The 13,261-nt window shown below is 59.7% G+C and carries 14 protein-coding genes; 3 read left to right on the forward strand and 11 right to left on the reverse strand.

Going from position 1 to position 13,261, the window contains the following annotated elements:
• Positions 1 to 19: 19 nt before the first annotated feature.
• The 7 genes from rplW to rpsL are packed head-to-tail and all read right to left on the reverse strand — an operon-like array spanning position 20 to position 5,085.
• A complete protein-coding gene (gene rplW / locus VSP_RS22575; protein ID WP_009963536.1) occupies positions 20 to 304 on the reverse strand; it encodes a 50S ribosomal protein L23 in 285 nt (94 codons plus the stop codon).
• A gap of 1 nt (position 305) precedes the next feature.
• Positions 306 to 914 carry a 50S ribosomal protein L4 gene (gene rplD, locus VSP_RS22580; RefSeq protein ID WP_009963537.1) on the reverse strand — a complete coding sequence of 203 codons (609 nt, stop codon included), beginning with the start codon at positions 912 to 914 and terminating at the stop codon, positions 306 to 308.
• Positions 915 to 935: 21 nt separating this feature from the next.
• The gene (gene rplC / locus VSP_RS22585) at positions 936 to 1,574 is read right to left on the reverse strand and encodes a 50S ribosomal protein L3 (protein WP_009963538.1); all 639 of its coding nucleotides are present in this window, start codon (positions 1,572 to 1,574) and stop codon (positions 936 to 938) included.
• 23 nt (positions 1,575 to 1,597) lie between these two features.
• The gene (rpsJ, locus tag VSP_RS22590) at positions 1,598 to 1,906 is read right to left on the reverse strand and encodes a 30S ribosomal protein S10 (protein WP_009963539.1); all 309 of its coding nucleotides are present in this window, start codon (positions 1,904 to 1,906) and stop codon (positions 1,598 to 1,600) included.
• A 37-nt stretch (positions 1,907 to 1,943) separates the two neighbouring features.
• Positions 1,944 to 4,100, reverse strand: a complete 2,157-nt coding sequence (gene fusA / locus VSP_RS22595) for an elongation factor G (RefSeq protein ID WP_009963540.1) — start codon at positions 4,098 to 4,100, stop codon at positions 1,944 to 1,946.
• Positions 4,101 to 4,156: 56 nt separating this feature from the next.
• Positions 4,157 to 4,630, reverse strand: coding sequence for a 30S ribosomal protein S7 (rpsG, locus tag VSP_RS22600; protein ID WP_009963541.1), 474 nt, complete (start codon positions 4,628 to 4,630; stop codon positions 4,157 to 4,159).
• Positions 4,631 to 4,677: 47 nt separating this feature from the next.
• Positions 4,678 to 5,085: a 30S ribosomal protein S12 gene (gene rpsL, locus VSP_RS22605; RefSeq protein ID WP_009963542.1), complete on the reverse strand. Its 408-nt coding sequence runs from the start codon at positions 5,083 to 5,085 to the stop codon at positions 4,678 to 4,680.
• 354 nt (positions 5,086 to 5,439) lie between these two features.
• Here rpsL and VSP_RS22610 point away from each other — a divergent pair, with 354 nt between their 5' ends.
• Positions 5,440 to 6,846 (forward strand): tetratricopeptide repeat protein, encoded by a 1,407-nt coding sequence (locus VSP_RS22610; protein WP_009963543.1) that lies wholly within the window; start codon positions 5,440 to 5,442, stop codon positions 6,844 to 6,846.
• A 21-nt stretch (positions 6,847 to 6,867) separates the two neighbouring features.
• On the opposite strand, the gene VSP_RS22615 is transcribed toward VSP_RS22610, so the two are convergent.
• The 3 genes from VSP_RS22615 to bcp all read right to left on the reverse strand — a co-directional run bounded on the left by VSP_RS22615 (position 6,868) and on the right by bcp (position 9,462).
• The gene (locus VSP_RS22615) at positions 6,868 to 7,788 is read right to left on the reverse strand and encodes a dihydrodipicolinate synthase family protein (protein WP_009963545.1); all 921 of its coding nucleotides are present in this window, start codon (positions 7,786 to 7,788) and stop codon (positions 6,868 to 6,870) included.
• A gap of 84 nt (positions 7,789 to 7,872) precedes the next feature.
• Positions 7,873 to 8,937, reverse strand: coding sequence for a substrate-binding domain-containing protein (locus VSP_RS22620; protein ID WP_009963546.1), 1,065 nt, complete (start codon positions 8,935 to 8,937; stop codon positions 7,873 to 7,875).
• Positions 8,938 to 8,979: 42 nt separating this feature from the next.
• Entirely contained in the window at positions 8,980 to 9,462 is a 483-nt protein-coding gene (gene bcp, locus VSP_RS22625; RefSeq protein WP_009963548.1) for a thioredoxin-dependent thiol peroxidase, read from the reverse strand.
• Here bcp and VSP_RS36810 point away from each other — a divergent pair.
• Both VSP_RS36810 and der read left to right on the forward strand, forming a co-directional pair.
• On the forward strand, positions 9,461 to 10,126 hold the full coding sequence (locus VSP_RS36810) for a CDP-alcohol phosphatidyltransferase family protein (protein WP_157211005.1): 666 nt from the start codon (positions 9,461 to 9,463) through the stop codon (positions 10,124 to 10,126). The two genes, bcp and VSP_RS36810, sit on opposite strands and share 2 nt — an antisense overlap.
• Complete coding sequence (der, locus tag VSP_RS36815) at positions 10,107 to 11,615, forward strand: ribosome biogenesis GTPase Der (RefSeq protein WP_009963550.1); 1,509 nt, start codon at positions 10,107 to 10,109, stop codon at positions 11,613 to 11,615. Before VSP_RS36810 ends, der begins: the two co-directional genes overlap by 20 nt.
• On the opposite strand, the gene VSP_RS39835 is transcribed toward der, so the two are convergent.
• Positions 11,560 to 13,155: an HTTM domain-containing protein gene (locus VSP_RS39835; RefSeq protein WP_009963552.1), complete on the reverse strand. Its 1,596-nt coding sequence runs from the start codon at positions 13,153 to 13,155 to the stop codon at positions 11,560 to 11,562. The genes der and VSP_RS39835 overlap by 56 nt on opposite strands.
• Between the last annotated feature and the right edge of the window lie 106 nt (positions 13,156 to 13,261).

Genomic DNA, 13,261 nt, shown 5'->3' on the forward strand with positions numbered 1-13,261 from the left:
CGGTTGCTCGGGCCGTCGGCTAGGCGAGTTCAATCTTCTCGCCGTCTTTGAGCCGGACGACGGCTTTCTTCCAGTGATTGGTGCGGCCAAAGTCGGCGCGACGTTCGCGCTTCTTCTTGCCGGCGTAGTTCATCGTGCGGACGCCGACGACCGTTTTGCCAAAGATCTTCTCAACAGCCTGCTTGATCTCAAGCTTGTTGGCGCGGGGATCCACGTTGAAGACGTACTCATTGAGAGTTTCGCCAAGAACGGTGGCCTTTTCGCTCAACCGGATGGTCTTGATAACTTGATAAAGGTCTTTCATGTTAGGCAGTCCTCCGGGCGATGGTTTCAAGGGCAGCGCCCGAGATGATGATCTTGTCGTAAGCGAGCAGGTGCTCGGCATTCACGTCGGTGGCGGCCATAAGCTGCACGTTCTGGACGTTGCGACCGCTGCGGAATGTCAGTTCGTCAAAGCTGTCAGCGAGCACCAACACCTTGCGGGCGTCGGTCAGGCCAGCGATGGCGGCGACAAAGCTCTTGGTCTTGCCATCGGAAACCTGGAAGTCAGCCGTGACCAGCACATCTCCGTCGTTGATCCGGGAAGTGAGCGCCGTGCGGAAAGCAAGCGTCTTCACCTGACGGGGAATCTTCTTGGAGTAGTCGCGGGGCTTGGGACCCCAGACCACGCCACCACCACTCCAGATCGGGGAGCGGGCGCTGCCCATACGAGCGCGGCCTGTTCCCTTCTGCTTCCAGAGCTTTTTGCCACTGCCGGCAACTTCATTGCGCGACTTCGTGGAGGCGTTACCCTGGCGGCGGTTGGCGCGGTAGGCGATGATGGTGTCATGCAATGCGTGGGCACCCTTGCGGCCCTCCACCACTTGCACGTTGGCCTGCTTGGCCGCGTCGATCGTTAATACATTCGATGCCATGATGACTGCACTCCTTTCAAATTACTTCTTGGTCTGCTTCTTGATAGCAGGACGGACGATGACATAGCTGCCATTCGGTCCGGGAACGGCGCCCGCGATCAGGAGCACGCCGTCTTCGGCACGGCTCTGGACCACTTTGAGATTTTGCGTCGTGCGACGGTCGAAACCATGACGCCCGGGCATCTTCTGGTTCTTCCAAACACGCCCTGGGGTCAGACGGCAACCGATGGAACCAGTCCGGCGGTGCATCATGGAACCGTGCGATGCGGGCTGGCCCTTGAAGTTGTAACGCTTCACAACGCCGGAGAAACCCTTGCCCTTGGTGGTGCCGATCACATCGACATACTCACCGTCAGCAAATTTGTCTGCACCGAGGGTGGAACCGGCTTCTGGTGCCTCCCCTTCCGTGCGAAACTCGCGAACCACATACTTGGCCGTGGCGTTGTGCTTCTTGAAGTGCTCGAGCTCCGGTTTGGAGCAGCGATTTTCCTTCTTTTCGCTATAGCCAACTTGCACGGCGGTATAGCCGTCCTTGTCTGCGTTCTTGACCTGGACAACCTGGTTGCCGGCCACGTCAATCACCGTCACAGCGACGGCGCTGCCGTCCTTGAGGTAAACCTGGGTCATCCCCACTTTTTTGCCAATCAATCCGATGCTCATGGATGGTAATCCTCAGGTGTGACTTAGATGCGAATGGTGATGTCCACGCCGGACGGGAGGTTGAGCTTCTTGAGCTCGTCCACGGTGCGGGCGGTCGGGTCAACGATGTCCAGCAAGCGCTTGTGCGTGCGGATTTCGAAATGTTCGGACGACTTCTTGTCCACGTGCGGTGAGCGGTTCACGTTGAACTTCTCAATGCGCGTCGGAAGAGGGATAGGTCCCGCGACTTTGGCGCCGGTGCGCTTGGCGGTCTCGACGATCTCGGCCGTGGACTTGTCCAGGACGCGATAGTCATAGGCGCGCAGGCGGATTCTGATGCGTTGGCTTTGCATGATGGGTACTCCCGCTGGTTGAAATATTGGTTGTTAATTAGGCCTTCTTGCCACCGCGCTGCTCAACGATCTGGTCCACGATCTGTTGCGGCACCTGGTCGAAATGGGACGGCTGCATCGAGTAGGATGCGCGACCGCTGGAGAGCGTGCGAATCGTCGTGCTGTAGCCGAACATTTCAGCCAGCGGCACTTCGGCCTTCACGATGCTCATATTGTTGCGGCTGTCGATCGCGGTGATACGACCGCGTCGGCGGTTGATGTCACCCATGATGTCACCCTGATACTCCTCAGGAGTGGTAGCCTCGACTGCCATGATGGGCTCCATCATGATACACTTGGCCTTCTTCAGAGCGTCTTTGACGGCGAAGATGGCCGCCATTTTGAAGGCGTTTTCGTTGGAGTCCACTTCGTGGCTGGATCCGTCCAGAATGTCCACGTGAATGTCCACCACTTCGTAGCCAGCAATGATGCCATTGTGCATGGCTTCATTCACGCCAGATTTACAGGCGTTGATGTATTCCTTTGGAATCGTGCCGCCGACCACCTTGTTTTCCACCGTGATGCCCTTGCCGCGCTCGGAAGGGAACACCTTGAGGATCACGTGGCCATATTGACCACGACCACCGGACTGCTTGACGAGTTTGCCTTCGCCGTCGGCTTCCTTGGTGAGGGTTTCACGGTAAGCGATTTGGGGAGCGCCGGCGTTGGTGTCCACCTTGAACTCACGCAGCATACGATCGCGCAGAATTTCGAGGTGAAGCTCACCCATGCCAGCGATGATCGTCTGACCGGTCTCTTCGTCCGTACGGACCACGAAAGTCGGGTCCTCGTCGGAAAGGCGCTGGAGGGCCATGGCCATTTTCTCCTGGTCGCCTTTGGCCTTGGGTTCCACGGCCATGGAGATGACCGGCTCTGGGAACGACGGGGGCTCAAGCAGAATGTCGTAATCATCTTCGGCGAGAGTGTCGCCCGTCGTAACATTCTTGATGCCGACCATGGCAGCGATGTCACCGGAATAACAGCAGTCGATGTCCTTGTGCTGGTTGGCTTGAATCTGAATCAAGCGGCCCACGCGCTCGGTTTTGCGGGTGCGGGGGTTGTAAACAACGTCGCCTTTTTTAACGCAGCCGGAGTAAACTCGGAAGAACACCAGTTTGCCGACGAACTTGTCGCTCCAGAGTTTGAAAGCGAGGGAGACGAATTTTTCGCCATCGTCCGGGCGGGCTTCAATTTTGACCGCATCTTCGTCGGCGCTCTGCCCCTGGGCAGCCGGGATGTCGAGCGGGCCGGGAAGATAATCAACCACGGCGTCCACAAGGTACTGAACACCTTTGTTCTTGAAGGCGGAGCCACCAGCCATCGGGATGATCTTGAGTCCGATGACGGCGCGGCGGAGAGCCTGCTTCACATCCGTGACGCTGATCGGCTTCTCTTCGAGGAACATCGTGCCGATTTCATCGTCCACGTTGCAAAGCTCTTCGACCAGTTCGTCGTAAGCCTGGTTGGCAAGGTCAACCTGGTCACCTTCAAGTTCACGAACCTCATAGGTGGAGCCGAACTTGTCATCGTCAGAGAAAATGACGGCCTTCTTGTTTACCACGTCGATTTGGCCGCGGAGATTGTCCTCAGCACCAATCGGGATCAGGATCGGCCAGGCGTTGGCACCCAGCTTGGTACGCACATCTTCCACCACGCGCTGGAAGTTGGCACCGGTACGGTCCATCTTGTTTACGAAGGCGATGCGAGGCACACCATACTTCTCAGCCTGACGGTAAACCGTCTCGGACTGGGGCTGCACACCGGCCACGCCGCAGAGCACGAAGATGGCTCCGTCAAGAACACGCAGGGAACGCTCCACCTCGGCCGTGAAGTCCACGTGGCCGGGGGTGTCGATGATGTTGATGCGGATGTCCTGATTTTCGAACAGTTTGACCGTGTCCTTACCGGGGAGCTGCTTCCACTTGGTGGTCACAGCGGCGGAGGTGATCGTGATGCCGCGCTCTTTTTCCTGCTCCATCCAGTCCGTGGTGGCTGCACCGTCGTGCACCTCACCGATCTTGTGGATCATCCCGGTGTAGAACAAGATACGCTCAGTCAGCGTAGTCTTGCCGGCATCAATATGGGCGCAGATGCCGATGTTGCGGGTCCGCTCAAGCGGGTACTCGCGGTTGGGGGAATTCGGATTGGCGGACATGAGTCAAAGATCAGGTGAAGAGGACGAACGGCGTACTGAGGAAACAACAGGACCGACTACCAGCGGAAGTGGGCGAAGGCGCGGTTGGCCTGGGCTTGCTTGTGCACGTCATCACGCTTGCGGATGGCGTTACCCTGGTTGGTGGAAGCATCACGCAGCTCGTTGGCGAGGGCGCGGTGCATCGGAGTGCCTTTGCGGGAGCGGGCGAAGTTGACGATCCAGCGGAGCGCCATGGCTTCGGACCGGGCCGGGGCCACTTCAAGCGGCACCTGGTAGGTCGCACCGCCCACGCGGCGGGCTTTAACTTCCACACGGGGCTTGGCGTTCTCGATCGCACGGGTCACCAGCTCAAGCGGGTCCACTGCGTCGCTGTTCTCATTCAGGGCATCGATCGCGGCATACACAATGCGCTCGGCGAGGGACTTCTTGCCACCCACCATGATTTTGCTGATGAGGTGAGCGACCAACTCGCTGTCATAGCGGGAGTCTTTGCTGACCGGCTTGTCGAAAACGCGTTTCCTGCGGGACATGGTAATTTAGCTGCTAAAGATTAAAAAGGCAGAGAAAAAGGACGGGCTTACTTCTTGCCCTTGCCAGCGGCGGCGGCTTGACCCGGCTTCGGACGCTTGGCACCGTACTTCGAGCGACCACGGCGGCGCTTGTCCACCCCAAGGCAGTCCAGCGTACCGCGAACGATGTGGTAACGGACACCAGGCAAATCCTTTACTCGGCCGCCGCGAACGAGGACGATAGAGTGCTCCTGGAGGTTGTGCCCTTCACCACCGATATAGGCGATGACCTCAAATCCGTTGGTCAAGCGCACTTTGGCAACCTTACGCAAAGCCGAGTTCGGCTTCTTGGGCGTTCTGGTCATCACCTGCAGACATACACCACGACGCTGGGGGCAGTTCGCAAGCGCGGGTGACTTTGATTTGACCGCTTTATCCTTGCGGCCATGTCTCACGAGTTGGTTGATGGTGGGCATACGATGTCAAAGAAGTTTTCACGTTCGCCATCAGTCGCGATACGGAAAGACACGTCACCCTTGTATTGTGCGCATCTTATCCGGAGCAGCTTCCGATAGGAAGACCCGCCGAAGCGGGCCTTGAAACCGTCCCGCGGTTGGCGGGACTAGGATTGTGGGAGCGCAGATGCTACAGAGGTTTCAAAAACACGCAACCTCTTTTTTCGAGTTTTCTCCCCTTTGAGTTCGATTTCGGCATCTTTTTTCTGGTTTGAGAACGGTTATTTGCCCTTGCAGCCCGTATCATCCCCCACCAGCCTAGCTTTGTCAGTTTTTTCGCTCCCTTCACCCACAACCTTTATCAGTTCCCAGCACGTGAAGCTGCTTCCCATCGGTTACTCCGCTCTCGCATTCCTTGCCTGTGCTGGCCTCAGCCTCGCCCAGACGGCAGGTGAGTTGATTACTCAAGGCGTTGACGCTCAACGCAAGGGCAATCCAGATCTCGCCATCACCCACTATACCTCAGCCCTGGCCAAGGGCTTGGATTCCCGGTTCGAAGCGATCGTCCTGCAGAATCGTGCTCTCGCCTGGGTGGAAAAGCTCTCCTGGCAAAAAGCCATCGCGGATGCAGACGCCGCTTTAAAAATCAATCCGAGCTCTGCCACCGCTTTTGCCGTTCGCGCTGAGGCACGAAAAGGTTTGCGCGAAATTGACCGGGCCATTCTCGACTACAGCGAAGCCATCAAGCTTGAACCCGGCGACCCCATTTATTTAAACAACCGGGGGAATCTCTTCGACGGACAACAAAAATGGGACCTCGCTCTTCAAGATTTCGACAACGCCCTCAAGATCCAGCCCCGTTACGCCCACGCTTTGGCCGGTCGGGGGGAGGCGCGCCGGAATCTTGGTCAGTATGAGAAGGCCCTGGAAGACTTCAATGCCTCCATTGAACTGGACCCCAAGAACCCGGGCGCGTACAACAATCGCGGACTGACGCAGGCCAGCCTCGGCAAACGTGAGGAAGCCCAAGCTGACTTCAACAAGGCCATCGATCTGCTGCCCAATTTCGCCCCGGCCTACAACAATCGCGGCTTCAACTACGCGAGCTTGGGCCGCACCAAGGACGCTCAAACAGACTACAATCAAGCCCTCAAGATCGACCCCGCCTACACCCCTGCTCTCAACAACCGCGCCATGCTGCGCGTGGCAGAAGGTTCCCTGAAGGACGCCATCGCCGACTTTTCAGAGATCATCCGCCTGCGTCCGGACAATGTTCACGCCTACAACAATCGCGCTGCCGCTTATGACAAGGCGGGCCAGCCGGAAAAGGCCCTCGCCGATCTGGACACCGCCATCAAGCTGGCCCCCCAAGACGGGCAGACTCACAAAAACCTTGCGATCGCCTACGTCAACCGGGGCCGCTGGGACGAAGCACTTAAGGAGTTTACCACTGCTTCCTCTCTCCTTCCCGAAGATGTGGAAACCTGGAACTGGTTGGGCCGCCTGCTTGGCTCCCATCCCCAGAGCGATCTCAGAGATGGAGCCAAGGCCGTCCAGGCAGCGACCAAGGCCTGTGAGTTGAGCGGCTGGAAGAACGCAGATTGCATCGACACGCTCGGAGCCGCGCACGCCGAGGCAGGTGATTTCGAGAACGCGAAAAAGTTCGCCCAACAGGCGCTCGCTGACCCCAATGTGCCAGCCCCCACCCGTCAGAGGATGGAGCGTCGCCTGAGCCTGTACCTGCAGGGGCTGCCCTACCACATCCCCGCAGTTCCACGATAAGCCGAGCTTCCGGCTCCAGCCTCAGACACGCACCCAGTCAAAAAAGCCGAGCTTCTCAAGCTCTGCCCTCAACGCCCTTTGCTGGGCAGCCCCCAGATTTGCGTTGGGAAGCCGTGCGGGGCCCACGTCAACGCCAAGAAAGCCCATTGCAGCTTTCGCTGCGGCCATGTACCCCAGGCCAGCGAAGAGCTGAATCAATTGCACGCCACGAAACTGCTCCAGGCGGGCCGCCTCACAATCTCCCTCCCGGAAGGCATTGATCATCCGGAGATAGACAGGCGCAGCAAAGTTGAACCCGCTTCCCACCGCACCCTTGGCCCCCATTGCCAGGGCGCCCAGCATGTGCTCATCCACGCCAAAAGGCAGATCCCACCCCTCCTCCCCTGCCCGGAGGCATATCTGGTAGGCCATGAGATCCGGATTGGTGAATTTCAAGCCCGCCAAAGTGGGAATGCGCTCAAGAGCCAGCTTGAGAAAGTCCGCCATCGGGAAGGACACCCCGGTCATGGAGGGGATATCATAGTAGTAAAAAGGTGTCGCAGGTGCCGCAGCGGCAATCTCTGCGCAGCAGGCGATCAGCACCTCCAGCGAACGCGGCTTGAAGTAGCACGGCGCGAGCGCAGATATGGCCACCGCCCCCAGTGTCTCCGCCTGAGCGGCCAGCTCGCGGGCATCGGCGATGCAGTTGGTCCCCACGTGCACCACCAGCTTAAGCGGGGTCCCCTTTGCCACCTCACTCCAGCGCAGGGCCAGAGCCCGCCGTTCATCCAAGGCCAGGGAGCTGCATTCCCCCGTCGTGCCACCTAGAAACACCGTACCCACGCCGGTGCGGAGGTAGTGGGCCGCCTGTAGCTCCACGGCACCCAGATTCAGGCTGCCATCCGGGTGAAATGGGGTGTGGCTGGCTACCACCAGGCCATGGAGAGGATGTGACGGTGTCATTCGGGCGCGATTTGAGCCCGCAACATAAAACACGCACGCCTCTCTCCCAGCGGGAACCACTTGTCTTTTCCCCAGACAGGCCGCCTATATTTTCAGGGTTCCGCCTTTCAAAAATGTCGGCATGATCCGCACCGTCCTGGGAGCCGACGCCTGCCCCTCCAGATGAGCCGTCACCAACCGTGAGAGCTTGCGGGCGAACAGATCCACATTGGGCGCATAGCAGGTCGGCACCGGGATCATGTGCTCCAGCAGTGGATCATGATCCCGGCAGACCACGGCGATCTCCTGGGGCACGCTCAGGCCGCGCTGATGCAGCCAGCCCAGCACCGTCAGCAGATGAGGCACGTGAAAAACAAACAGACCGGTGGGCCGGTTTCGTGCACTGAAGGCTCGCTCCAGCCCCATCAGCACACTCTCCACGGTGCCTTGATGCAGCACCGTGATCACTGGACCTCCCGCCCCCTGCTCGAAACCCACCACGCTTTCCAGATCCCCGGCAATTTTGGTATCTGGCCGGACAATCGCCAGGCGCTGGTGTCCTGCCGCCAGCAGACGCCCTGCGGCATGCCGGCAGCATGCGGCAAAGTCCACATCCACAGACGCCAGTTTTATCTCGGGATGCAGGGATCCCGCCACCACCGCAGGAAGACGACGCTCCGCAAACCAACGCTGCATTTCCAGGGTGGATCGGTACAGCACCCAGGCGGCTGGGCGGAGCCGGGCGCGGAGGGCCTCCAGCGCCACCCCAGGCTGCCTCCGGTAAGCCGCGGCGCATTCTTGGAACTCCAGCAGCCAGCCCCCATCTGCCAGATGCTCGCGCAGTTTGTCCATCCACAGCACAGCGGCCGCAGGAAGCTGATGGGCAGGCACAGCAGACACCATCACGACCGCCCGCAGGCTCGTCGGCTGACCAGCCCCCCTCCCCGCTGAGGCCACAATCTCCCGGCGCCGCCCCTGCCCTCCTTTCAACCAATGATCCTGCTCCAGTTCCGTCAACGCGGCCCGTAGCGTCACCCGGCTCACCTGCAGTCGTTGGGCCAGTTCATGCTCCCCGGGCAGCACCCCCACCCACTCCCCTGCGAGGATGGCCTCCCGCAATACCTCTACGGTCTGCGTGACCAGGGAGGATCGGCGGGGAAGACGGTGCATGGACGCGACAAGCTAGAACTTCAGCCCCCCAAACTCAATGCCTCACTCCAGCCCCTGCAACGCCGCCATCACCTGATCCACATGACCGGCTGGCTTCACCTTTTCCAGCACCGCCTTGATCAGACCATCCTTGCCAATCACAAACGTGCTTCTTTCGGTGCCCATGTACTTCCTGCCGTAGAGACTCTTCTCCACCCACACGCCGTAGGCGTTCACGATCTGGTGCTGCTCGTCGCTGATGATGGGAAAAGGCAGTTCATGCTTTTTGATGAACTTCTCATGAGACTGGATGCTGTCCACGCTCACACCCAGTACATGCGCCAGCTTCTTGAGGCGTCCCCATGAGTCCCTCACATCACACGCCTGCGTGGTGCACCCCGGAGTGTTGTCCTTGGGGTAAAAATACAGCACCACAGGCTTGTCCCTTAACTGGCTGAGCGTGACCTCATCACCTGATGCATGGCCACCGCCTGCGATGGGCGCGGTGAAGTCAGGAGCAGGGGTTCCCGGGAGAGGCTTGGTCATGCGTACTTCCTACATCCTCCTGGCCACCCTTGCCGTAAAGATTTGCAACTCAAGGTTACCGGGGTTAAGGAAGCGATCCCCTGTGACTGTCGCCAATCAAATCACCCTGGCCCGTATTCTCCTCATCCCCGTGTTCGTGGGGTTTGCGGTGTACTATTCGGACAGTGTGAAAGCGGGGCATCCCAATGAGTCCCTTCGCTATTGGGCCATGGCAGTGTTTGCCGCCGCTGCGCTGAGTGACGGCATCGACGGCTGGGTGGCACGGCGCTTCAACCAGCGGAGCAAGCTGGGAGTCATCCTTGATCCCCTGGCGGACAAGCTCCTGCTCATGTCCGCCATCATCACGCTCAGCGTCACGGCCTGGCCGGCTAAGCTGCCGCTCTGGTTTGTCATTCTCTATCTCACCCGCGAGGTCTTCAGCATCGCGGGAGCATTTGTCATCAAACATGTGGCAGGATCCGTCCAGATCCAGCCTCATTGGACGGGCAAGTCCGCCACCGTCGGCGAAATCGCCGCCGTCAGCGTGGCCATGCTCAATCTCACCCCCCTCGTGCTGCCTGCTTCCATCGTCGCCGGCGTCTTCATCTTCAGTTCCGGCATGGTCTATCTGGCCGTGGCGGTCCGTCAAATTCAAGCATCCGGTCATGGAAATCCAGAATCCTAAAATGGTCGCCATCGTCGGCCGCCCCAACGTGGGGAAGTCCGCCCTTTTCAACCGCCTCGCTGGCAAAAACATCGCCATCGTGCATGATCGCCCAGGGGTCACCCGTGACCGCTTGGTCGCAACCTGCCGCAGAGGCGTGGTGCCCTTTGACATCATGGATACGGGGGGCATCGGAGCCACCATTGAGGATGAATTCGCCGCCCAGGTGCAGGCGGAGGCAAACCTCGCCATGGAGGAAGCGGATCTCATCCTCTTCGTCGTGGACGGTGTGGAGGGCGTGACCCCCATTGACCTGGAACTCTCCCGCACCCTGCGCAAGAGCCCCAAGCCCATCATCCTGGTGGTCAACAAGGCAGATTCCGACAAGCGCCGCGCCCATGGTGCGGAGTTTGCCAAGCTGGGCTTCAACCATCTTGTGGATGTCAGCGCCGCGCATGGCCTGCGCATCGACGAGCTCATGGCGCTCACGATTACCCATTTGGGCCTCCAGGCAGCCGATGGCAGCACAGAACGGGTCAAACCTGCCAAATATCCCTCCCGGAACAAATCTCGAAAGGCCGACGCAGAACCCTCTCAAGACGAATCAGCCGAAGGTGACGAGGGCGAGGCCGCACCCGCCAAGCCCCAGAAACCCCTTCGTATCGCCATCGTGGGCAAGCCAAATGCCGGCAAGTCCTCCCTGGTTAACGCCATCCTGGGCGAGCAGCGCACCATCGTCAGTGAAATAGCCGGCACAACCCGGGACGCCATCGACATCCCTTGTACGGTGGCGGGCAAGAATTACACCCTGGTGGACACCGCCGGGTTGCGCCGAAAAGCGAAGATCCAGGATGCGGTGGAATCCTTCAGCGCCATGCAGGCCACCAAAACCATCCGCCGGGCGGATCTTTGTCTGCTCATGGTGGATTGCGCAGAAGGCATCAGCATGCAGGATCGCAAGATCGCGAGCCTCATCGTGGAGTATCAAAAGCCCTGCATCATTCTCCTGAACAAATTCGACCTCTACCATCCCACCGGGAAGATGAAGGATCGTACAGAAGAGTTGCTGGAGAACGCAGGACGCGAATTTTTCTTCCTGCGCCACGCTCCCATGATCCCGGTCTCAGCCAAGGAGAAGCAATTCCTCGACAAGGTCTTCAAGGCCATCGAGCGCGTGCACCACGGTGCCAAGAATCCTCCAGGCACCGGCGTGCTCAACCGCATGCTACAGAAAGCCATCGCAAGCTCTCCTGCCGCTGTCGGCCGCTCCGGCAGCTCCTTCAATCTCCTCTACGCCACCTTCAGGAAGGAAGACGAACCCTCCGCCATTCCGGTGCCGAACATCGTCCTCTTCGCCAATCGCGCAGACAAGCTTCAGGAAAGCTACCTGCGCCACCTGGAGAGTACCATCCGCGAGGCCTGGCCCGCGGAAGGCCTCCCTTTCCAGTGGACCATCAGGGGGAAAGAGAAGAAGGCTGACCTGAAGTCGAAGAAGAAGAAGGGACGCTGACCGACCCGCCAGCGGGCACGTGTTCACACTGGGCCAGCAGCACCCGCTGCAGCGGCCCGGTCTTGCCGCCCTCCAGCGTCGGTTCGTGGATGAAATAGAGCTGCCAGGCCACCACCTGGCTCAGCCCGCCGTGATCCTCATTCCAGTGGCGCACCAGCCAGTCGCCGTAGGCCGGGCGGAACTCATGGTAACGCTGGAGCCACAGATTCATCAGGTACTTCTGCCAGCGGGCATCCTTGAAGGTGGAGCTCAGCCCGGGTGGCTTGCTCCAGTCTGTCACTTCGCCACTCCGCAACAGGTCCACCTCGGTACCGTCCGACAGGCCCGCCCGCAGGACAAACCAGCCATCCTCCCGGGTCGGAAAGGGCGCAAACATGCTCCAGTGCTGATCCAGCCTGAGCGCGAAAGCCGCGCGGTTCACGGATCGCGGAAAGAACTTCTCCCAGCGTGAGAAGTCGGTACCTCGCAAATTCCAGAGGAACACATAAGCCAGGCAGACAAAGGTGAAGACCACCGCAGCGGGATGGGTCCGTCTGGCTGTTGGCAACGCCCCTTTGGTGTTGCCCCTCGTGCCTGTTCCGAAACGGTCCCACCAGGAACCAGGCAGAAGCGCCAGCCAGGCCGTGATCATCATCCAGGGGAAGGCCCCAATGTTCATGCACAGGCCAATGCCTAGATGGAACAGGATGAAGGCGAGGCAGAGAACTCCGCGCAAAGCTGGCCACCGCCCCGTCAGGAGCAGGAGAAACGGCCCCACCAGCTCCAGCCAGACGGTGCCCCGTGTCAGCCATCGGCACAGTTCCGCGTGCTCCCGGAGCCACACTCCCGCAGGCAGGGCAAACAAGTCCAGATGCAAGGCGGTTTGCAGAGCCGTACCTTCCAAGTACCAGGCCCCGCGATCCTTCATCACCGCCGAGAACACATAAACAAATCCCACCTGCATCACCCAGCACACCGCCGGGAAGGAGACCCATCGCACCGGCATAGCATCCCCTCCCTGCCGTTTACGCCTGCTCGCTTCACAGGACCACCAGCCTCCCAAAGGCAGGAACAAACTCCAGAACAACAGAAGACGCATCACCGCATCGGCCCCATTGCTGACCAGGGGATTCCGAGTCTCCAGGGAACACGCCAGCACCCAGCAGAGAAAATTCATCCATCGGGTGCGCCAGCCCGCCACCAGGCCCACACCGGCAAGCAACTGTGCGGTCAGGAGCAGCTTCTCAAAGCCCACACCGCCCTGTAAGGCATGCAGCGACCACTGCGCCGAACTCTCCCAGAGGCGCTCTTGCAATACCTGCCGGGGCAGCACACCCTCATCAGAATAAAAGGCCTCCACATTGGTGATCGCGATCCCCACATCCACCAGGATGAGCAGCCCCAGACTGATGCGGAAAAGAGCCAGCGATCTCAGATCAAGCGCAAAAGCCTCCCCCAACCCTCTGGCGATCTTCCGGAGGAATACCAGCCCCACCCGCCATCCACGAGCCCGTTCGCCGGTCTCAACCGGGTCAAAAAGGCGGGCGGAGGAATTCTGCATCCGCTAATATTCTACATGCCTTATGGAAACTCCACTGGCAATTCCCGTGCTTGATTGCGCGTTCTTCAGAAGCCCGTCGAACGTTTCTTGATCCCGACCCCGTATT

It is taken from the genome of Verrucomicrobium spinosum DSM 4136 = JCM 18804 (assembly GCF_000172155.1).
In the GTDB taxonomy this organism is placed as follows: Bacteria; Verrucomicrobiota; Verrucomicrobiia; order Verrucomicrobiales; family Verrucomicrobiaceae; genus Verrucomicrobium; species Verrucomicrobium spinosum.

Coding starts and splice junctions, on each gene's coding strand:
- der (WP_009963550.1), top strand. CDS start 10,107: ATGGAAATCCAGAATCCTAAAATGGTCGCCATCGTCGGCCGCCCCAAC.
- bcp (WP_009963548.1), bottom strand. CDS start 9,462: ATGACCAAGCCTCTCCCGGGAACCCCTGCTCCTGACTTCACCGCGCCC.
- VSP_RS36810 (WP_157211005.1), top strand. CDS start 9,461: ATGCGTACTTCCTACATCCTCCTGGCCACCCTTGCCGTAAAGATTTGC.
- VSP_RS22620 (WP_009963546.1), bottom strand. CDS start 8,937: ATGCACCGTCTTCCCCGCCGATCCTCCCTGGTCACGCAGACCGTAGAG.
- VSP_RS22615 (WP_009963545.1), bottom strand. CDS start 7,788: ATGACACCGTCACATCCTCTCCATGGCCTGGTGGTAGCCAGCCACACC.
- rplC (WP_009963538.1), bottom strand. CDS start 1,574: ATGAGCATCGGATTGATTGGCAAAAAAGTGGGGATGACCCAGGTTTAC.
- fusA (WP_009963540.1), bottom strand. CDS start 4,100: ATGTCCGCCAATCCGAATTCCCCCAACCGCGAGTACCCGCTTGAGCGG.
- VSP_RS39835 (WP_009963552.1), bottom strand. CDS start 13,155: ATGCAGAATTCCTCCGCCCGCCTTTTTGACCCGGTTGAGACCGGCGAA.
- rpsL (WP_009963542.1), bottom strand. CDS start 5,085: ATGCCCACCATCAACCAACTCGTGAGACATGGCCGCAAGGATAAAGCG.
- rplW (WP_009963536.1), bottom strand. CDS start 304: ATGAAAGACCTTTATCAAGTTATCAAGACCATCCGGTTGAGCGAAAAG.
- rpsJ (WP_009963539.1), bottom strand. CDS start 1,906: ATGCAAAGCCAACGCATCAGAATCCGCCTGCGCGCCTATGACTATCGC.
- rpsG (WP_009963541.1), bottom strand. CDS start 4,630: ATGTCCCGCAGGAAACGCGTTTTCGACAAGCCGGTCAGCAAAGACTCC.
- rplD (WP_009963537.1), bottom strand. CDS start 914: ATGGCATCGAATGTATTAACGATCGACGCGGCCAAGCAGGCCAACGTG.